Origin of the sequence: Desulfobacter hydrogenophilus (assembly GCF_004319545.1) — a bacterium.
In the GTDB taxonomy this organism is placed as follows: domain Bacteria; phylum Desulfobacterota; class Desulfobacteria; order Desulfobacterales; family Desulfobacteraceae; genus Desulfobacter; species Desulfobacter hydrogenophilus.
This window is the reverse complement of sequence record NZ_CP036313.1, coordinates 2,144,115-2,164,898: the sequence shown is the minus strand read 5'-3', so window position 1 is coordinate 2,164,898 and position 20,784 is coordinate 2,144,115. Positions and strand designations below refer to the sequence as shown.

Annotated in this window: 17 protein-coding genes and 1 pseudogene; 3 read left to right on the top strand and 15 right to left on the bottom strand. The window is 45.6% G+C overall.

What is annotated here, in order from left to right; all coding sequences use genetic code 11:
• Positions 1 to 23: 23 nt before the first annotated feature.
• Entirely contained in the window at positions 24 to 743 is a 720-nt protein-coding gene (locus EYB58_RS09510) for a pyridoxine 5'-phosphate synthase (protein WP_111959608.1), read from the top strand.
• Between the two features lie 238 nt (positions 744 to 981).
• On the top strand, positions 982 to 1,197 hold the full coding sequence (locus EYB58_RS09505; protein ID WP_242637606.1) for a response regulator: 216 nt from the start codon (positions 982 to 984) through the stop codon (positions 1,195 to 1,197).
• Between the two features lie 31 nt (positions 1,198 to 1,228).
• Here EYB58_RS09505 and EYB58_RS09500 read toward each other — a convergent pair whose 3' ends face one another.
• From EYB58_RS09500 to EYB58_RS09475, 6 genes are all read right to left on the bottom strand, one after another.
• Positions 1,229 to 2,074: an HAD family hydrolase gene (locus EYB58_RS09500; protein ID WP_242637605.1), complete on the bottom strand. Its 846-nt coding sequence runs from the start codon at positions 2,072 to 2,074 to the stop codon at positions 1,229 to 1,231.
• 23 nt (positions 2,075 to 2,097) lie between these two features.
• Entirely contained in the window at positions 2,098 to 3,579 is a 1,482-nt protein-coding gene (locus EYB58_RS09495) for a 30S ribosomal protein S1 (protein WP_111959610.1), read from the bottom strand.
• Between the two features lie 328 nt (positions 3,580 to 3,907).
• On the bottom strand, positions 3,908 to 5,245 hold the full coding sequence (locus tag EYB58_RS09490) for an IS701 family transposase (protein ID WP_111960851.1): 1,338 nt from the start codon (positions 5,243 to 5,245) through the stop codon (positions 3,908 to 3,910).
• Between the two features lie 201 nt (positions 5,246 to 5,446).
• Complete coding sequence (gene uvrC / locus EYB58_RS09485; RefSeq protein WP_111956993.1) at positions 5,447 to 7,285, bottom strand: excinuclease ABC subunit UvrC; 1,839 nt, start codon at positions 7,283 to 7,285, stop codon at positions 5,447 to 5,449.
• Positions 7,282 to 7,827, bottom strand: coding sequence for a TrmO family methyltransferase domain-containing protein (locus tag EYB58_RS09480; protein WP_163354416.1), 546 nt, complete (start codon positions 7,825 to 7,827; stop codon positions 7,282 to 7,284). Before EYB58_RS09480 ends, uvrC begins: the two co-directional genes overlap by 4 nt.
• Positions 7,828 to 7,849: 22 nt before the next feature.
• A complete protein-coding gene (locus tag EYB58_RS09475; RefSeq protein WP_111956989.1) occupies positions 7,850 to 8,776 on the bottom strand; it encodes an MBL fold metallo-hydrolase in 927 nt (308 codons plus the stop codon).
• A 264-nt stretch (positions 8,777 to 9,040) separates the two neighbouring features.
• Here EYB58_RS09475 and EYB58_RS09470 point away from each other — a divergent pair, with 264 nt between their 5' ends.
• Positions 9,041 to 12,172, top strand: coding sequence for an NAD-glutamate dehydrogenase domain-containing protein (locus tag EYB58_RS09470; protein ID WP_111956987.1), 3,132 nt, complete (start codon positions 9,041 to 9,043; stop codon positions 12,170 to 12,172).
• 168 nt (positions 12,173 to 12,340) lie between these two features.
• Here the strand turns inward: EYB58_RS09470 and EYB58_RS09465 are convergent, their stop codons facing one another.
• From EYB58_RS09465 to EYB58_RS09425, 9 genes and pseudogenes are all read right to left on the bottom strand, one after another.
• A complete protein-coding gene (locus EYB58_RS09465) occupies positions 12,341 to 12,670 on the bottom strand; it encodes a hypothetical protein (RefSeq protein WP_111956985.1) in 330 nt (109 codons plus the stop codon).
• 76 nt (positions 12,671 to 12,746) lie between these two features.
• Positions 12,747 to 12,992 (bottom strand): transposase, encoded by a 246-nt coding sequence (locus tag EYB58_RS09460; protein ID WP_242637604.1) that lies wholly within the window; start codon positions 12,990 to 12,992, stop codon positions 12,747 to 12,749.
• Between the two features lie 118 nt (positions 12,993 to 13,110).
• Positions 13,111 to 14,955, bottom strand: a complete 1,845-nt coding sequence (locus tag EYB58_RS09455; RefSeq protein ID WP_111956983.1) for an ABC transporter ATP-binding protein — start codon at positions 14,953 to 14,955, stop codon at positions 13,111 to 13,113.
• 7 nt (positions 14,956 to 14,962) lie between these two features.
• Complete coding sequence (locus EYB58_RS09450) at positions 14,963 to 16,699, bottom strand: ABC transporter ATP-binding protein (protein WP_111956981.1); 1,737 nt, start codon at positions 16,697 to 16,699, stop codon at positions 14,963 to 14,965.
• A 304-nt stretch (positions 16,700 to 17,003) separates the two neighbouring features.
• On the bottom strand, positions 17,004 to 17,327 hold the full coding sequence (locus EYB58_RS09445) for a type II toxin-antitoxin system PemK/MazF family toxin (protein ID WP_170299788.1): 324 nt from the start codon (positions 17,325 to 17,327) through the stop codon (positions 17,004 to 17,006).
• The gene (locus EYB58_RS09440; protein ID WP_111956979.1) at positions 17,318 to 17,575 is read right to left on the bottom strand and encodes an AbrB/MazE/SpoVT family DNA-binding domain-containing protein; all 258 of its coding nucleotides are present in this window, start codon (positions 17,573 to 17,575) and stop codon (positions 17,318 to 17,320) included. The genes EYB58_RS09445 and EYB58_RS09440 overlap by 10 nt, the downstream gene beginning before the upstream one ends.
• A 797-nt stretch (positions 17,576 to 18,372) precedes the next feature.
• Positions 18,373 to 18,648: an RNA recognition motif domain-containing protein gene (locus EYB58_RS09435; RefSeq protein ID WP_111956977.1), complete on the bottom strand. Its 276-nt coding sequence runs from the start codon at positions 18,646 to 18,648 to the stop codon at positions 18,373 to 18,375.
• Positions 18,649 to 18,994: 346 nt separating this feature from the next.
• A pseudogene (locus EYB58_RS09430) lies at positions 18,995 to 19,246 on the bottom strand (transposase); the annotation flags it as partial.
• A 344-nt stretch (positions 19,247 to 19,590) separates the two neighbouring features.
• Positions 19,591 to 20,214 (bottom strand): rhodanese-like domain-containing protein, encoded by a 624-nt coding sequence (locus EYB58_RS09425; RefSeq protein ID WP_111956974.1) that lies wholly within the window; start codon positions 20,212 to 20,214, stop codon positions 19,591 to 19,593.
• Between the last annotated feature and the right edge of the window lie 570 nt (positions 20,215 to 20,784).

The following is a 20,784-nucleotide window of genomic DNA, read 5'->3' as shown; positions in this document are numbered from 1 at the left end:
TTCCTGAACGAAAGGAGATCAAAATGGCTGAGTTAGCAGTAAATGTAGACCATGTGGCAACCCTGCGCCAGGCAAGAGGCGCCAAACACCCGGAACCGGTTCAAGCCGCCCTGGCCGCAGAAACCGCCGGGGCAGATGCCATTGTGGTACATCTGCGGGAAGACCGCCGCCACATCCAGGAACGCGATGTCCGGCTGATTTCCCAGACAATAAAAACCCGGTTGATACTTGAAATGGCAGCCACCAGTGAAATGCTGGGCATTGCCCTGGACATAAAACCCGAAACCGTCACCCTGGTACCTGAAAAAAGAGAGGAGATTACCACCGAAGGCGGACTTGATGTGATTACCCATATGGAACACATTCGCCAGGCCGTAATCACCCTGAAAAATGCCGGAATCAAGGTTTGCATTTTTATTGATCCTGATCTGGATCAGATCAAAATGGCCCACAAAATTGATGCCGATTCCATTGAAATTCATACCGGCGCATTCTGCGATGCCAAAACCTCGTATGACCGGGAAAGAGAATACACAAGGATTGTGGATGCGGCAAAAATCGGTGTCAAACTGAAGCTGGGCGTTCATGCCGGACACGGCATCTGTTACCAATCAATCAAAGAATTCAAGGGATTGTCTGAAATCACAGAATACAGCATCGGACATGCCATCATCTCAAAGGCTGTCATGACAGGTATGGACACGGCAGTCAGGGATATGGCGCAATTAATTAAAGAGCTGTGATTTACGTTTGTTCCATCGAGCTGGTATCGTCGTTTTCGGCAATATTATTTTAAAGCATTTAAAATATCTACAAATACCGAAGAACTATGCTCCCAGTGAATAAATTTTCAAAAATACACCCGATCAAAATGTACCAGGAAACGCTTCTCATCATAAATGATGAGATCTCCATCAGGGAAAGCCTGTTGATTTATTCGAGGATAAGGGATACCGGTTTTTTACGACGGAAGACGGGCATATGGGCCTGGATCTATTTTTCCGGGAAAAAGAGGATGTGGTCATCACAGATCTGCTCATGCCTGTCATGGACGACCTGGAGGTCATGCACACCATCCATGAATCTGACCCGGATCAGCCCAGGATCGTGATTTCAGGCACCGGTAAAAAACAAGATGTCATCCAGGCCCTTCAGATGGGTGCCAAGGATTATATTTCCAAACCCATAATTGGCTGAACATCGTTATTATCATGGCCCGGACGAAAGCTTAGCGTAGAAACCCTGCCGACTTTGCCGCCCGGCTCACACCGCATTCATTGTTAGAGCCCGAAGATAGAAACTTATTTTTCAGGACATCCGGGCTGTTATCCATCAAGAACCCCTGCCCGGCCCAGTGCAAAAGGTCTGCGTCATTGTAATCGTTCCCCACGGCGGTCACCATTTCCCGACGAATACCAAGATGTCGGGCCAGCCATTGGGACGACGCACTTTTGCTGACCCCGGCAGGAAACACCTCTATCCACAAAGATTGATGGTCCAATGGAGAAGTCGCAGGAATTACGCTGAATCCGGACAGTTCACAGCGAAGCGTATCCAGCGTCTCCCAGGAAAATCCACCGGGCACAATGGCAAGTACCTCAGTGGACTGGTCATAAATCGTGGTTCCCATCCCAAGGGGCGTAGCAAAATTCGCATACATTGCCATCCGCCGGTGAAAATCAAAATTACAATCGGATGTGGATTTAAACAAAAAGTATGAGGTATCGGGAATGGCTTTGTGGATCATATAATCAAAGCCAAAACGATCAAAACAGGCGGTAATTTCCAAGACTCCGTCTTTAGGGATGGAACAGGAACGGATCAATTGATTCCCAGGCCAGACCATGATGCCGGCACCTGTTGAAAAAATCAAATAATCCAGGGGCAAATCTTCCGGATCAAGCCCCATATGCTTAAGGGCGCGCCGGAAGGAATAAAGGCTGCGCCCTGTGGCAATAACCGTAATGACACCGGCAGACCTTAATCCGGCCAGGGTATCCAGATCCTGGCCACGGATACGCCTGTGATCCGTGAGCAGGGTGCCGTCAAAATCGGTGATAAACATTGCTGACATATTAAAAGCACAGGAGAGCGACCCTATTTCTTTTTCTCCAGTGCTGCGCGAAGGATGCTTTCCATAGACCCGAAGGAAGAACCACTCTTGGCACTTTTTGCAAACTGCTTCCAGTTGCCTAAAGATTTCTGATCCGGGGGGGCAAGGGTCATACGCCGGTTATCCTCATCTACCTCTTGAACCAGGACCGGTACAGTATCCCCGGGTTTCAGTGCCTCAATTTTCCCGGCATTGGCGGACTGGCGCAGGTTTGACATAGGCATCAGGCCTGTAATGCCGGGTTCCACACGGATGAACAGCCCAAAGCCTTCCTTTTTCTCCAGGATGCCTTCTACGACACTACCCACGGGATATTTTGCCAGAACACCGGTCCAGGGATCGCCTGCCGCATCTTTTATGCTCAGAGAGATCCGCTTACTGTCCATGTCAATGCCCTTGATCATCACCTGAATAATCTCACCGACGCTAACCTCGTCCTCGGGACGCAGCACCCTTTTCACATGGCTCATTTCAGATATATGGACCAGACCGTCAATACCCGGGGCAATCTCCACAAAAGCCCCGAAAGAGGTTAGCCGGACCACTTTACCGCTGACCTGGTCTCCGGTACTAAACGTGGTATCGATATTATCCCAGGGGTTTCCCGAGGTCTGTTTAACGGACAGGGAAATTTTAGGGGAGTCGGAAAGTGGTTTTTCAATCTTTAGAACCTTGACAGGCAGAACATCATCCACCCGCACCACTTCTTCGGGCTTTTCCACCCTGGACCAGCTCAATTCGGAAATATGGGCCATGCCTTCCACGCCGGGGGCAAGTTCAATAAAGGCGCCATAGGACATCAGCTTAATCACTTTGCCTTGGACCGTATCCCCTTCGGCCAATTCTTTCATGAATGCGGTACGTTCTTCCCTGATCTGCTCGTTGAGCAGCTCCCTGCGGGAGACGACAATATTCCGGCCTTTTTCCTCATACCGGGTAATCAGAAAATGGTGAGTCTGGCCCTCGTAATCTTCGGGGGTTTCCACATATTTGACATCAATCTGGCTCACCGGACAAAACGCCCTTTTACCCAGGACATCTACTGAGAAACCGCCTTTGACAACGCCGGTCACCCGACCTTCAACAGGGGCATGCCCGTGATAGGCATCCTCAATCATGGCAGCCATTCCGGCCCCGGAAACCGCCTTGGACAAAATCACTTCGCTTTCGCTCAAGGAAACCACATACAGTTTGAGGATATCACCCACTGAATACTGAAATTCACCATTTTCATCCAGCAGCTCGGACTTATCTATCACACCGTCGGACCTTGTCCCCGTGTCCAAATAAACTGAATTTTCTCCGATGGAAATGATCTGCCCTTCCACCATATCCCCGGGCTTGAATTCCCGGCCGATTTTTGAATCATAGGCATCAAGCATCTGTTCAAAGCTCATTTCATCGATGCCTTGGTCAATGCCCTGGTCAGTATTCTGAGTGTTGTCGTCCTCAAACCTATCGTTCATTTTCTTCTCCCGGCCCGCTGACGGGTCCGTTGCTAAGTAGATTTTCGCCAAAAATTTGGATCATAATACAATCATTAAATTTTGTCGAAACAAAACACTATCTAATAAAACAGCTGAGCATAAATGTCCACTCCGAGATGCAAGACAATCAGGGCAGTCAAAGGTTAATCACCAATACCTTTTATTTTTTAATTTACCACGAAGTTCGAGAAGAACACGAAGTTTCAGACGCTGATATCTTCGCGTTTTTAATGACAAAAAACAAAAAGATAAATTAATTACAGCTTATTCAGACCTAAAGTTTCCTGTAAATTTATCGAGTTTTTTGCTATGCAACCATGCGTAGCAGGATTTTGACGAAAGATTTTTGTGGGGTTTGCGCTGGCACAGGGCAAACACTATAAAAATCAGAACTCAATGCCGCCTCCGCAATTATCCGCCGCACATCAGAAAATGCAAATCCGGCTCGTCCCCGAATTTTATATCTTCGATCGGGTGCATTTTCCAACCGGTCAGCATAGATCCATGTCAGCGTTGTGGACATCATGCAGAAGTTAAGGTGATTCAGTACGGCTTCCGAATTCCGAACTTGTGATTTTGAACTGCCAATCTCCTGCTTAATTTCTTTAAATCCTGATTCAATTTTCCAGCGCGCGCCATAATATTCTATAATTTGCTCAACCGAAAGCCTCATATCTGTGGTCATGAGGGCAACGTACCGTGTTTTTCGATAAACCCAGACAACCCGCACCCTACACTTCATCGTCTTCAGCATAACGGTTTGTGAATACGCCAGCACTTCCCTTTTTTTGCCGTAGAGAAAAACCCTATAACTCTGGGAGTTCTCCTTCAACCTCCCTGCACAATCATCCACAGAACCCAAACGTAGGCCATACTTTCGTGGACGGCCAGCCTTAGGTGTTCCTGTAGCGACAGGTGCAAAATCATACAGAATAATATTTGTTCGCATACGAGAAAGCAGGTGGAAAGAGCCTTCATTTCTACGATCCAACCTGGACCAGAGGCCATTGTTGCCAAACCAGCTATCTGTCACAATCAACACCGGTTGCTTATAGTAATTTCGAATATCCGTTATCATTGTGGCCGCCTGTGCCATTTTGTCTTCAAAATGAAGAACCTCTCCTTTCCGTGTGGCAGTCGCAGATTCTGCCTCAATGTCCTTTTTCATCATATAAAATCGAAAATCAAGAGGCAGGCAGGCCCATCTGGATTTTATTTTTTTCAATAATCCTACTGCCAGAATACACTGTGACCATGGATACGAACTTTGGTTAGACTTTGAGGCATGGTTGTGAAAATATGCGCAACCAAAAATTTTTTTTCCACTCTTTGGGTTTATGGAATCATCCAGTACTAGCAGAATTCGTTCTTTTACAGCTGGTGACGGAATCATTCCCCACATCGTATGCCATAGTCCTTTCCATGGTAATGTTGGGCTTGCCATGAAGGCATAAAAGCGCTGACTTTTCAGCTTTAAACCAAATAGAGTTTGCAGGGCACGTAACAGGTTAGAGGTGATTGATGATGTAAATGGAACCAACACAGCCAATAGCGTGTATACAAACCAGACCTTCCGTTTCTGTCCCTGAACAGTATTAGAAAATACAGCTTGCAGAGGTAATAGCAAATCACGTAATATAAACATGGTAGGTCGCTCCTTTTTTGGTATAATTTCAATTAATTAGCCAATTAAAATATACCATAGGAGCGCCTACCTTCCAAGATCTATTTATCGCTTATTTTAAATAAATTCAGTATGTTATTTCAACAAACCGTTTAAGTTTGGCATGAAAAATGAAACTCAATTTCCATGCCAACTGCATCTTGAGGCTTTCTCAAACCGATTCTAATTTTCAGGAAACTTCAGTTCAGACAACACCTGGAGCAAATTCTCTGCCATTGCCGGCGTAATGCCGGGAAGCGAGGCAAGCGTCTCCGGCGACTGTTTTCGGATATTATCAATACCTTTAAAGGTGGTGAGCAGCAGCTTCTTTTTTTTAGGTCCAATACCGGCGATACCGTCAAGGACGGACAGTTTTCCCCGTTTTTCCCTGCGGGAGCGCTGGAAGGTAATGGCAGATCTGTGGGCCTCGTCCCGAATCTGCTCTAGAAGAAAAAGCGCCTTGGCAGACTGGGCCGTATTCAACGGATTGGACCGCCCGGGCAGGTAGACCTTATCTGCTTTCTCGCCCTTGTCCGCATCCTTTTTGGCCAGGCCTGCCAGGGTAAACATCCCTTCCAGCCCCAATTCCATAACTACACTCACGGCCATGGACAACTGCCCTTTTCCTCCGTCCACCACCAGCAAATCCGGCAGGGGCATATCTTCCCGATCGTGCCGGAATCGGCGAGAAAGAACATGGGTCATATAGGCATAGTCATCCTGGTGGTCAATATCCTTTATAATAAATTTACGGTAAGCATTTTTATCAGGCCTGCCGCCGGAGAATACCACCATCGCTGCGACGGGATCTTTTCCCTGGAGATTGGAGTTGTCAAAACACTCCATACGTTCGGGCGGCCGGTCCATACCCAGAAGGTGCTGAAGCATGGTAAGCCCTGCCCGGGCCTCCTCCTCCCTGGATAAAATTTTTTCAAGCTCTGCCTTTGCGTTAAGCCGGGCCATGTCCCCAAGCCGTTTCTTTTCTCCGCGAATCGGAGAATGAAAATGAACCCGGTGATCAGCCACTTCATTGAGCCGGGCTTCGGCCCGGTCCATGTCATCAGATGGATGGCTGAACAGAACGAATCCCGGAATCTGAGCGGCTTTCTCATAATACTGGGTCACAAAGGCGGCCAAAACCTCATCCGGGTCCTTAAATCCCAGGTCCAAAGGGTAATAGGTCGTGTTTATCAGATGTCCGGACCTTACCTGCATCACGGTCACCACAGCCCGATCCCGCTTCCAGGCAAGTCCGAGCACATCCCGGTCCTGTCCGTCCGCACACACCACCACCTGGCGCTCCATGATCCGTTCCACGGCAAAGATGGTATCCCGGGCCTGGGCGGCCTTTTCAAAAGCCTGGGCAGCTGAATATTCCGCCATCTCAAGGCGCAGTTTTTTGATCACCTCCCGGGTCCGCCCCCTAAGAAACAAAACTGCATCCTTAACCCTGGCCTGATATTCCACGGGGTCCACCTCATTGCAGCAAAGCCCCAGGCATGCCTTGATCTGATAATTCAGACAGGGCCGGGACCGATTTTTAAACTGGGCGTCCCGGCACTTTCGAAGTTTAAAAATCCGCTGGATCTGCTTTAACGTTTGGTTCACACTCTTGGAGGAAGAATACGGCCCGAAATACAAGGCTTTATCCTTCTCAATGCGTCGTACCCGCTGGATGGAAGGATAGGGCTCATTCATGTCAATGCGCAGCAATGGATAGTTTTTGCCGTCTTTAAGAAGAACATTATATTTAGGGGATTCTTTTTTGATCAGGTTGGATTCCAGGATAAAGGCCTCCTGATCGGACTGGGTGACGACCAGATCAAAATCAGCCACCAGGGCCAGAAGCGCTGCGGTCTTGGGCTCAGGCTGATCCTTTCTTACAAAATATGAGGCCAGCCGCTTTTTTAAATCCTTGGCCTTGCCCACATAAAGAATCTTTCCCTTTTTGTCCCGCATGAGATAAACCCCGGGGGCATGGGGAGCCTGGTCGTATTTTTCTTTTATTTTCTCAGAAATCATGGCTGGGCTGTTTTAATTTTTAATTTTATATCCAGAACCGGCGTCCCATTGACCGCATCCAGCCCTTTAACAAACAACGTCGTACCCTTGATATCCAAAAGCGTTACATCCTGTATTCCGATCCTTGACAGTCTGTCCGGGGTCCGGGAGGCAAATACCCCGACCTGTTTGCCGTCAATACCCCGCTTAAAGCATGTCTTAACCGAACGGGATTTATGCAGATAGTAAACAATTGTGATCATAGGTTCCTGTTCAAGCCCCAACATAAAACGCTTTTGGGACGGTAACAGCTCAATTTTAGAAACCGCGCCACTGCCTTTTCTTCCAAATGGTGTTTCATCCCTTTCAAAATTGTTGTTTATAGTTCCAATAGGGTAGATCGTGACAGGTAACGTTTCCCCAAAAAGACATTTCCGGCACACCAGCCGGTCGTCGATGCTAAATAGATCTTCACGGTTGCAGCTAGCATTGCACTCAGAACAGTCGTTTATCTTATCGGTTTTTGATTTGATATTGATATCTTTTTCCTTTTTAATATTCATTAAACATTGCATTCAAAATTTTTCATCCTGGGGGGGACAGGAATATCTGAAACCCTTTAGTGTCAACCTTCTTTTCTGCATAATCCTGGTGCCATCTCAAAGGGACAGGCATTTTTTCATAGAGCATTTTTCTTTCAGCCTCTAATAACCGGCGTGGCTTTCCCATGAAGTCAGCTGCACTAAAAACCCGGTGCCCGGATTCTGATGAGAGGCTGTCCAGCCACTGCAGTCCTTCAAGGCTTCGCATCAAGTGATGGTCAAGAATCAGTGTATTCACCGAATCAGCGAGCCGTACCGCGTTATGCCAGGCCCGGTTACGCAGCCTTGAACTGAGTTGCTCAAGGTATAGCGGCGGACCGCCGACCAGCAGTATATCTGGTTGCCACCCAAGCACAAGATCAACGGTATCGTTATCAAGAAGCTGAATGTCCGACGTGTGCACAAACACAATGTCATCCTCAATCCGGGTCATGATAACACTTTCGTTGCGCTCTGTTTTCTCTCCATGGGGAACGGGCGCAGAAAACCGTAACAGACCGGCCTTCGTGGTCCAATCCTGCCATCGGGCATCCAGCCTTTCTTTGAGGGCTGAAAATCTTTTCTGTTCCTTGGCAGTTAAAAAATCAGGTGCTTTTGTCCAGATCGGTACACCGGGATTCAAATTTGACACCAGGGAGGCATCTAACTGATAGGGATTTGCATCCACCAGCGGAACATGGTCCCCATGAAAATGGCTGAAAACAATGTCTGTGGCAACGCCCCAGGCCTGTATGATTTTTTTACGAATTACTTCGCCCACCGCAACTTGAGCCGGGTGCGGCGCCTGACGCTTACGAAGGAATCCCAGGGCAATCCCGGGATCAATAAGAATCTTTTGTTCGCCAACTGTCACAAAACAGCATAGCCCGCGTACACCTAATGATTCGGCTCCGATAATATCTATATTCATGATGTGTGGTTCTGCATCCTTATATCCTTAAAAAATTCATACCACCATTCCAAATGGTTCGCAAAGATTTTTGTTCAATTTCATACGTTGATAAATGATCCCCAAGAACTATTTAAGATCAGTATTTAACTGCCGGTCAATGACATGCAACTTCTCTGGATTCAATAGATCCAGGGGTTGCTGCTCAGGTTGAAAACCTGTATCCTTTACGGCTGTATACGTTCCACTAATTTTAATGACTGACATCAATTCCAAGGAGGCGCCATGAAAACCCCGACCAATAGATCTGTTTCATCAGGAACGTATATTATAAGCCAGGCCAGGCGCGTTAATCTTAACCCGAGCCTTTTGTATGAGGCTGTCATTGATCTGTCTTCGGAAGGATTGATCACCGCAAACTGCATTAACCGGGCTGCCGGTCTCCTGCTTTATGACCTGGGTCTGCCGCCCTATTTTTTTCAAACCATTACCAAGGACTTTTTAAAACGGATTCTCTCCGCCATCGCCATAAGTCTTCGGGTCAAAGGCGATGGTGTGGACTTGTTTCCCTGGGTGGCGGACGTTGATTTCGGCTTAACCGAAACCAGTCAGGCCCAGCGGGTGCGCATTGCCACTGCCGAAACCCGGCAGGCCATGGAAAGCATACTGGACAGTCAACTGGTCGGGCATCGCAGGGAATACTATTTTAACCCACAAAAAAAATACTACACCTATGTATTCCGTTCTGAAACCATACTGAATATGCCCGAAGAAACGCTATCAGGATCGCGTTTCCTTTTCGATCTGGACAAGGACTATGACCAGACCCCCCGGTTGACCCGCAACCGGTATGAGATGTTTCTTGAAACCGTGGAAAACGAAGTAACCCCGGTGATCGCGGTGTACCCCTTAGCTGATATTTCCGAAACCCTGTTCATGTTTAACTCCGATTTTGAAAAACCCCAGATGGAGGTTCTGCGCAGATTGTTCGCCGACCATGGTCTGATCATCACCCGGGCATACTGGGAGCCCTACCGCACCAAAGCAGGGGTCCCTTCATCCATCTGCTCTGTCTATGTTACAGGTGACCTGTCAGGCACCCTGGAAAAGCTGATTATCGATGATCTGCAGGCATTTTTAAGTTTCAGCATTTCAGCAATTACCCGGCTTTACGTGGATGGCCGCTTAAACTTCAGGCAGATGCTCTTTGCCGGAAACGCTGTGGATTTCACCCATATGTTCATTTACAAGGAACGGGGCAATCACAGTGACAAAGAGATCATGGACAGCCTGGAAAATGCTGATCACAAGGCCGCCTTTGCCGCCAGAATTCACGAGTCCAATAAGTCTACCTATGTGTACCGCGAAATCATGGATACTGTCTTCGCCCACCCGGACCTGATCAAGGTTTTGTTTAAACTCTTTGATGACCGGTTCAACCCGGCAGGCCTGTGTGATTGTGACGGGGATAAACTGGACAAGGCCCGGTCTGATTTTGAGCAGACCCTGTCTGTCAGATTCATGGATTCTCCCATGGGACAGGATATTTTTTCTTTCATGTTCAAATTTATCAGTGCCACCTTAAAGACCAATTTTTATAAACCCGAGAAGCGCTCCTTTGCATTCAGAATGGACCATCGGATTCTGGATCCCCTGGTATTTGATCAGTTTGTATTTGGTGTTTTTTATGTCAACGGCCATTATGCCAGCGGCACTCACCTTCGGGCCGCCGACATTGCCAGGGGCGGACTTCGCATGATCCGGGTAACACCGGCCAACCACGCCATGGAACTGGATAATGCCGTGCTGCTCAATTATGCCCTGGGCCCCAAGGCCCAGCGCCTGAAACACAAGGATATCTGCGAAAGTGGATCCAAGGGCGTGGTGGTACCCCATTCTTTATATGCCACCTACAGCATGCAGGCCCTGTATGATTACACCGACGGAATCATGGATCTGATGCTACCCGATGCCGATGTGGTGGACCTCTATAAAAAACCGGAAATGATCTTCTTTGGCCCGGACGAAGGTACCGCGCCGTTGATGGACAAGGTGGCCCTGCGGGCAAAAGAAAGAGGATACGCCCACTGGCGCACCATAACCACAGGTAAAAGCTCTGGCATCCCCCACGACACTTACGGAATTCTGGACAATGACGATCTGTTCGGATTGCTGGCCCATGACGGGGAAACGGAACTTGCCATTAACGGCAAAACCGAAATTATTACCCCGGACATGGAGGAAATCTGGCAGCGTATCGGCAACAGGATCACAGTCAGCGGCATGACCACCACATCGGTCATGGGGGCGTTTCGCACCATGGTCCAGCACTACGGGGCCAAAGAAGAGGACCTGAACCTGATGATGACCGGCGGCCCGGACGGAGATCTCGGCGCCAATGAGATCCAGTGCTACAGGGGGAGAATCTGCCTGATCATTGACGGCGGCTCCATTTTATTTGACCCGGAAGGGCTTAACAGACAGGCATTGACACAAATTGCATTCATGCGCCACACCACCCCCCGGATGAACTCTCTGGGGTTCCCGATGGAAAAGCTTGGCCCCAGGGGGTTTATAGTGCCACTGAAAGGCAAGAACATAACCCTGCCCGACGGCACCCGGGTGGCAGAGGGGGCTATATTTCACAGAAATTTTTTGACAGATCCGGCCAACCGTAAATATATTGAACAGGCAAATATCCAGGCCTTCATCCCCTGCGGCGGGTTTAAGGATACCATCAACCGGGGCAATGTCCGGGCATTTACCGAAAACTTTGCCCAGTTAAAATATATTGTGGAAGGGGCCAATGTCTTTTTTGACGATCCTGCCCGGCGATTTATTGCTTCATTCACGGGCATCAAACAGATCAAAGACAGCTCCGCCAACAAGGGCGGGGTGTTTTCATCTGCCGTGGCCGAGGTGCTCACCGCCTTTTTACTGGAAGATGATTATGAAAAACGCCTTTTGGACCATGTGGATACCCGCTGGGCGTTAATCCGGGATATTATGGATCTTGTCGCCACCTATGCAAAAGCTGAAATTGCCATGCTTATCCGTATCCATGAATCAGATCCCAGCGTACCTTTATTTGTGCTGTCCGAAAAGACCAGTGAACAGATTTTTACGTTCCAGACTGTGGTGGCCGATCACATTGACGAAATTACGACCAATGAAGATCTTTTGTGGGAAGTGCTGAAGGCCTATATCCCCAAAGTGATGTGGAAAAGCATGGGAAAAAATTCAATTTTACAGGTTCTGAATGCAGAAAAGCTTAAAGCTTACCGAAATGCAATAATTACCAAAAAAATTGCTTCCATGGCCTTTTATCGCCATGGTACAGATTGGGAAGCATACATTCAAAAGGCGACCGACGACTTTACTGGAGCCATTGCCGACCTTTTCACAGGCAAAAAATAATCACCCTTAAGGCGCAGGGGATTAAAAATATCAGGCAGGGTGGAAACGCATTCTCAATATTATGGATTAACACGCCTTCCAATTTATCGGAAGAGGATTACCGGCTGAATCTGCCATATTTGAGAATGCGTTTCCACGGCCCTCTTCCTTAACTTTAAAAAGGAAGGCTCAATCTGCCTTGACACCTTCGGTGAGTACAAGGGCGACCAGACAGGTTTTACAAATACCTTCACACATACTGTCAAAATAGGGCAAGGAACCGTGCTGTGCAAAGATGGTCCCGGGGCCGTTGTCGAATTTGTATCCGTCTATTCTTTTTAAATTTCGTTCAATCCGCATATCGAAACTCCACCCCTTTTCAACCAGAATCTCCATTATACCCCAGGCCTGGGTGAGATATTCCTCATCCCTCAACCCTCCAAGTTTGACATTAAAATTTTTTTCCACGAGATCCAGGAGAGGCGCTTCCTCCAAAACCAATATGGTATCTCTATCCATGCTATTTATCTCCTAATATTAATTTATTACTACGTCCCCAATGCAAAATTTCCATTCGTGGCATTTCTGATTTAATCTATTTCATCAGGTTCCAATTCATACCGGCACTGCTGCTACTTTTAGGGGTCAGCAACAGATGGACATGATTTGTCATCAAAGCGTAAGCGTGGATTAGACAACCCGAGGTTAATGCATATTCCTCAAGCCATTGAAGATAAAACAAGTAGTCATCATCGGCAAAAAAACAAGCCTGCTTGTTATTCCCCCTTTGAACAATATGAAGAGGGATGTTGGAAACTACTATTCTCGGACGTCTTGGCATAATGCCAATTTATACTGGTTTGAAAGAAGATACAATTAGAAAATCGTGGTCTGTCCCCCAATTGAGATTCCGATTCTTTTTTGGCGAACCACAGCCATTTCTGGATGGAAACCAGGTATCATAAATCGCTGATTGAGCGACCTTTGAACTGGCTCATATAAAGTCTGGAATAAAATCCTTTCTTAGCGAGCAGTTCAATATGAGTGCCCTGTTCAACGATTTCCCCTTTATCTATAACGATAACGTTGTCCGCACCTCGAATCGTACTTAGCCTATGGGCGATAACAAAACTGGTCCTCCCTTCCATAAGCTTAAGCAGTGCTGTCTGGATATTGATCTCTGTTCTTGTATCCACACTGCTTGTGGCTTCATCGAGGATCAAAATAGAGGGATCAGCCAATATTGCGCGCGCTATGGATAAGAGCTGACGCTGCCCATGGCTGAGGTTGCTCCCTTTCTCAGCCAGCGGTGTCTCGTAATTCTTAGGAAGACGATTAATGAAGCTGCTAGCACCTGACAGTTCAGCAGCGGCAATGACCTCCTCATCAGTTGCCTCTAATTTTCCATACCTGATGTTTTCCATCACTGTATCGGAAAAAAGAAAAGTCTCCTGTAACACGATCCCCAACTGGCGTCTCAGGCTGTTCTTTTGAATCTGATCGATACGTTGTCCATCAACATAGATGTTTCCTGATTCTATGTCATAGAAACGTGTAAGCAGATTTATGATCGTAGTTTTTCCCGCACCAGTGGGTCCAACAAGTGCTATGGTTTCTCCTGGAGAAGCATGTAGAGAGATATCCTTTAATACAGGATTCCCTTTCTCATAGGCAAATGTGACATGTTCAAAAATAACATCTCCCCTGATATTTGTTAATGGCTGAGCATCAGGGATATCAACTATCTCCGGCTCCTCGCCCATAACTTCAAATACGCGCTCCGCACCTGCTAAAGCTGACTGTATGCTGTTGTACATTGCTGAGATCTGGGTGACTGGCCGAAAGAACTGTCTTGAATAACTAAGAAATACGGCAACACTTCCCACGGTTAAACTACCTTTCAGGGCAAAATAACCGCCTGCGCATGCAACCATGGCAAAATTCATATTGTTCAGGAATCCGAATATAGGTCCGAATACTGTCATATATGTCTGAGCCTTGACCGCACTATCTCTGTAATCCAGATTGAGCCTGTCAAAGGACTGAATCACGTCATGTTCCTTGCAATAGGCCTTGACCACTCTTTGTCCAACCACTGTTTCTTCTATCACCCCGTTTAATATTCCCAATGACTGCTGCTGCATGCGATACCCCTTTCTGGTCCTTGCAGCTATCCATTTTGTGAGCAGAAATACAAAAGGCATAACAGAGATTGTCACCAACGCCATCTTCATATCCATCATGAACATCACAACAGTGACACTCGCAATCATCAGAACTCCGGCAATAAACTGTGCGGCCCCTTCATTCAAGACATTGCTGATATTTTCCACATCATTTGAAAACCGGCTTAAAAGGTTTCCATGGGAACTTTGATCAAAGAATCTGAGAGATAGAGTTTGCAGATGACTGAAAAGATCCTTCCTGAGATGCCTGACAGTATCCTGCGAAACTTCAGCCATTATTAAAGACTGCACAAGGGTGATTCCTGAACCCATGATATACGCCAGAATCATTATGCATACGATAAATGCAAGGCCTCTGAGATTGCCAGTAGCAATATACTTGTCTATAGCCACACCCATCAGGTATGGTCCAAGCAGCTCAAAACCCGTTGCTGCGGCTACAAGGAAAACTACCAGCAACAGCTTCCTTCCCTGTGAACTGAGATATCCCCATAAACGAACCATTACGCTTCGTTTGTCCTTTGCCCTTTCAGCGCTGGCAAGTATCTTGCCGCCCTTTTCGCCTGCTCCTCCAAAGGGTACCCGTTTCTTTTGATCTTCCGATATAGGGACGTTCATGCACTATCTATCCTTTTCCAAGCTGTGAATCATATATCTCTCTGTAAATAGGGCTTGTTTGTAAAAGGGTATCATGGTTCCCCCCTGCGGCTATCATTCCGTTATCAAGCACAATAATCCTGTCAGCATTCAGAATGGTACTTACCCTCTGGGCGACTATAAAACTTGTCCTTCTTTTTTTAAGTCCGGACAGTGCATCCTGAATATGTCCCTCTGTTTCTACGTCAACAGCGCTTGTGCTGTCATCCAGGATCAGTATGGCGGGATCTATGAGCAGAGCTCTTGCAATGGCGATCCTCTGTTTCTGACCACCTGAAAGGTTTACACCGCGCTGTCCGACCAGGCTGTCATAGCCCGCAGGAAAGAGGGTAATAAAACCATGGGCCTGGGCGGCACAGGCAGCTGTTATCACATCATCATCGGCTGCATCCGGCCTTCCATATCTTATGTTATCCTGGATAGTCCCTGAAAAAAGAAGCGCATTCTGCATGGAAATACCAATGTTTTTTCTGAGAGCTTCTATGGGGAAATCCCTGATATCAACATTGTCAAGGGTGATCCTCCCTTCAGTAACATCATAAAAACGGGGAATAAGGTTAATCAGGCTGGTCTTTCCCGATCCAGTGGCACCCACAACAGCTATTGTCTCTCCCGGCTCAGCAGTAAAACTGATGTTTTTCAGGATCGGTGTATGGGATGTTTTTCCAAAATTATAGCTGAATGAAACATTCTCAAAACACAAACGGCCGCGAGGGTTCAAAGCCATAACAGGCTTTGGTGCTTCCTGTATTTCCGGGCTGCTCTCAAACACTTCATCTATCCTTTTTGCAGAGGCCGAAGCCCTTGAGATACGCATGAGAAGCATCCCAACCATCATAATGGACATGAGCGCCTGCATCAGGTAATTGACAAATGCAATAAGCTGCCCAAGCATCATACTGCCCGTGTTTATCTTTAAACCACCGAACCATATGGCACAGACGATACCCATATTCACAACCAGCATCATAAAGGGTCGTGACAGCGCTCCGACTTTATTGGCTTTTATACTCTGGTTAGTGAGATAGTCATTGATCTTTCCGAACTTTGTTTTTTCATAATCCATTCTGACAAAAGACTTGACCAGCCGCATGCCTGAAAAATTCTCAACAATGACTGTGTTGAGTCTATCCAGCCCCTCCTGAACACCCGTAAAAATCCTTATGGTCCGTTTGACCACAAAGATTAGAAAGATAACAATTATTGGGCCTAGTAAAAAGAATATCATGGCAAGGCTCGGACTCGTAATGAATGCCATGACCACACTGCCTATAAGTGTCATGCCGCCCCTTATCATGATATGGATAGAAAAAAATATAGCTTCCTGGACCTGGGTAACGTCGTTCGTAAGGCGAATAACCAACTGCCCTGTTTCAAGTCTGTCCAGATTTCCAAAAGAGAGGCCCTGTATCTTCTTGAAAAGAGCGCTCCTTATGTCCGAACCCGTAAACATTGCGGCCCTTATTGCAAAAACAGCGCCGCCTATACCACCTATCATTCCGATAAAGGTCAGTGATGACATTAAAATTCCTGAGCGGATAACAACAGAAAGATCAGAATTTGCAACTCCTGTATCAATGATATGCTGCATAATTTTGGGCAGCATAAGCTCTGTAATCACTTCTATGATCATTAACAGCGGAGCTGCCAGTGCGAGCATCCAATAGGGGCGAAGGAACCGAATTAATCTTTTAAAGATATCCATATTTTCTTTTATTATTCAAGGTTCATTAAAATAGGAAGGGTATACGCTATGTTTTTCAGCCAATCGCGGTGCTGACCGGCGCTGTGCACCGATCAAGCAAACGATAGTTTAATTGGTCGGTGGCAGTGACCGGTCCAGTACCTTGTTCAGGCGCCAGAGGCGACTGGACAAGGTACTGAACGAAGTCAGTACCGCGCTTCACGGCGGCGGATCCGCCGTAAACCATTGAAATATGAGCTTTATCCGTCAGCATTTCACTTATTGGAATTGTAGGAGTTCAAAGGGTCACCGAGCGAAGTAGAGTTTACTTGGCAAACATTTCTTGCAGAATATCTAAGACTTTATTTTGAGATTTGCTGTCGATTGAACCGAGTTTTTTAATAAGCCTTCTTTTATCAATTGTTCGAATTTGATCAAGGACGACTTGGCCTTTCTTGTCTTGAAAAGAAGACATGACCCTTGTTGGGTAATTTCGTCCTTTAGTTGTCATCGGGGCAACAATTACTGTGCTTATATTTAGATTCATTTCATTTGGAGAAACGATTAAACAGGGCCGAGTCTTTTTGATTTCATGACCGATGGTTGGATCAAAATTTATCAAATAAACTTGAAACCGTTTTATTTCCATTCCCACTCACTCTCATCCCATTCAGTTGCGGAAATATTTTCTGAATCTAATAGTTGGTCATCGCCATTTTTAGCCATTTTTTTGAAGGCAGAATCCCAATTATGTCGAGAGGATTTTATGGCCCTGACAATAAGTTGATTGTTTTGGACTAAAAATTCCACTTCTCCTTCAAATCCGCATTGGGCGATTATCGGTTTTGGAATTCGGATGCCTTGTGAATTGCCAATTTTAATTAGTGATGCTTTCATATTTGGTACCCTATATTGAGTTTTTATATATACATTGTAATTACAATACGGGGAGGGGTCAAGCGTTAATCCAAGCCGTTGTTCTTGCCATAAAGAGTCTACGTTCATGGCCACCGTTTTAAACCGGGACACCCCGCAGAAGAAGGATCTTGTGGGATGTCCTATTTTTATAGACTTACGTGCTGGAAAACTCGGATCAACCGGTTCAAACTGTCCCGCATTATGTCGGTAGCCGCTGTTTCTGACAGCTTCTTGTCAATAAACTTTTCAAGTTTTCCCGTTTTTCGGATTAATGGGCTAAAATTTCGCGTCCCCGGCAAGTTATTACGAACCCGATGACGCCTGGATGGATACGATTCCCCTTCATATTGTAACTTGCTGTCAATGAGTAGAACAAAATTTCCCATTTTTGCATCTTGAATATCCAGCTAAACAGCTTCCTTCCTCTAATGCTGGAAAACCGTGAAAAATAGTGCTGTGAATTTTGATTAGAATGAGCCATCTTTATGAATTCCATTTTTACTTGTCGGGAATATAATGGCATGAAAAATAATTATTATCTATGAATTATGATTCATAAAATCAATATTTTAAAGGATTTACCAGCTTAAAACGGTAGCCCAATTTGCACTGATTTAAAAGAAGATAAGTACCAAGATAAAAATATTTCCCAGTTTAATGGCTTGTTTGAAATCGAAAAAACTCTGAGAGGAGAATAGGGCTTTATTTTCATCCACCTACTTACGATTAGAAAATAGTGGTTTGTCCCAAATTCCGATTCCCTCAGAGAACCATTTTCAGGGAGCCAGCCACGGATTTGGAGTACGACCACCGTTACCTTCAGCCTTTTTAACCCGGATTTTATTACTGCCAATAATTTTGTTATTCAGATTTTTCATTGCCGCTTTTGCTTCACCTGGCTTTGGCATTTCAATGAAAGCAAAACCTTTAGACTTACCACTTTCAAGGTCGAATACCACATTGCAATATTGGACGGCACCGAATTCTTGGAATCGAACTTTTAGTTCATCTTCTGTGGTTAGCCGATCAAGGTTACGTACTATTAATTTCATATTTATTCCAGTTGGAGTTTATTTATAAAAAACAAGCTTGGTACTTCGGGGATGGTAATTCGGAGGACGCGACATAAAACTATCGTTATTTTCTTGGCCCTTTTGGGTTAGTTTTTTTAGTACCCGACCGGTTTTTGCTTCAAGCTGACTGATAAAACGATTGTCGCCAAGGGGACGCCGGTTCTCTCATGCTTTGGTAGTGCATCCCTTTCATTCGGTTCAACCTTAAGATTTATAAAATCATCCCACTGATCGACATACGCCAATAAGGGATTTACGTTAATAAGAGGGTCCTTAACAAGGTTTAGATGTGCCCGGCAAACTCCACGGATATTCTTCCGCTTTTTTAACCAATCCTGCTCGAAATAGGGTTTTGTTCGATATACCTGGCAGCGGCAACCAGGTGATGCTCATCCATAATAAAAGAAGCAAACTGTCCCTGCCAGAAATGCCCCTGCCAGTCTTCCCTGAAATTTACCATCCTTGCATATCTTCTATGGGCTTCACCTATGTCGGAGGCAAGTCCGTCCGAAGTTGAAGGAACTGCAATCAGGTGGGTATGATTGGGCATCAGACAGTAACTCCAAATTTTTACATTGAAATGTCTGCATCATTCAGTCATTAGATCAATGTAGAATTGATAATCTTACCATACCGGGACTTATTGCAAATTATACTTGTACTGTCAATATTTTTGTATCGTGTCCCTCGAATTCTGAATATAAAAAGAGCTGAAGACATCGGCTGAATCAGTGCTCTACTCTACCCTATTTTATGGGAAGATTGTTTTTCGTCATTGGAAGTAAGGCGGCTTATGCGGACTGCGTGGTTCGTAAAGGTCATATGTTTTAAAAAATATTTAGAGGGAGATCAATCCAAAAAAATTGCAATTTATCAAGGAAAAAGCAAAAATGCTTTTTCCTTGATAAAAGATATTTTTCATTAATAGGGGTGAAATTCTCGAATTTGATACAAAGGCTTTTTAGTCTCGTTATCTATTTCCGTGAAGGACTTATGGTAGTCGGTGACTTTAAACAATCCCATAAACTGATTACAAAGGGGATATCCTGCTTCGATCCAACCTACGATGCCGTCTTTATACCACCAGACATTGGTGTAACCATATTGTGCGAGGCGCTCCCCTACGTAAGCGCCTCGTTTGTGTGTCCTGCACCACAACACGATTTTGGCGTCTTTATTTTTTATTTTTTTGGGAAACGTGTACATATGACCGGCATGGATATGGTCCGTCCCGACAATGTGAGCGGCATAAAATTCAGGATGCGTCCGGAGATCAACCAAATAGGCATCTTCCTGTCCAGCCATAACCTTATCGTAAAGCGCTTTGAATTGCTGAACATTTAGCTGATGTTCCACAGGAAAAGTTTTCGTCGCCTTTTCCCAGGCCTTTTTCTCATTTGCTTGAAGCATTACTGAATCGTCAGCAACAGCTGGACTGCCAGTAACAGCTGAACTCTTAGAAACAGCAAGACGGTTCCCAACAGCACAACCGGCCGCAGTTAGAGTAAAAGCTACAACAAACACAAAAATAAAACCTTTTTTCATGATTCTACCTTCTTTTGGGTGTTTAGTAAAAATATGCTAAAATTCTATGCCAAGGAATAAGGTATTGTTTTTCATGACTTAATATATCTCAGGAATCAGCTTGTATGTCAAGTTTTTACAAAATAGGGGCCATCTATTTTTATCAATTTTTTGTCTTCGGTCTGCCAGATTTACCCGGAAAAGTACGCCTGACTACCATTATGCTGATTTCATCCTGAAATCGTTTGGCCCCCAATGCAAGATTTCCATTTAGGGCTTTTCTGATGGGTGTGTCCCACCTTTTACATTTTTGCAAAAAACAGATCAATTTTAAAATACCCAGAATGCCTTCAAAAAGAACGTATTTTCATGAAAAATGGTTGCTATTCCTACCCTCAAGAGTAAAAAAACGATCAAATTTTCATAAAATTCGATTTGGGCTTAATTTTGAGCCTGCTTTGTCAAATCAAATAATCATCCTATGTAAAAGGTGGGACACACCCTTTCTGATTTGATCTATTTCATCAGGTTCCAATTCATACCGGAATAATTCCCTATAACAGCCACGGGCTGACTTGCTCTATCGCCACC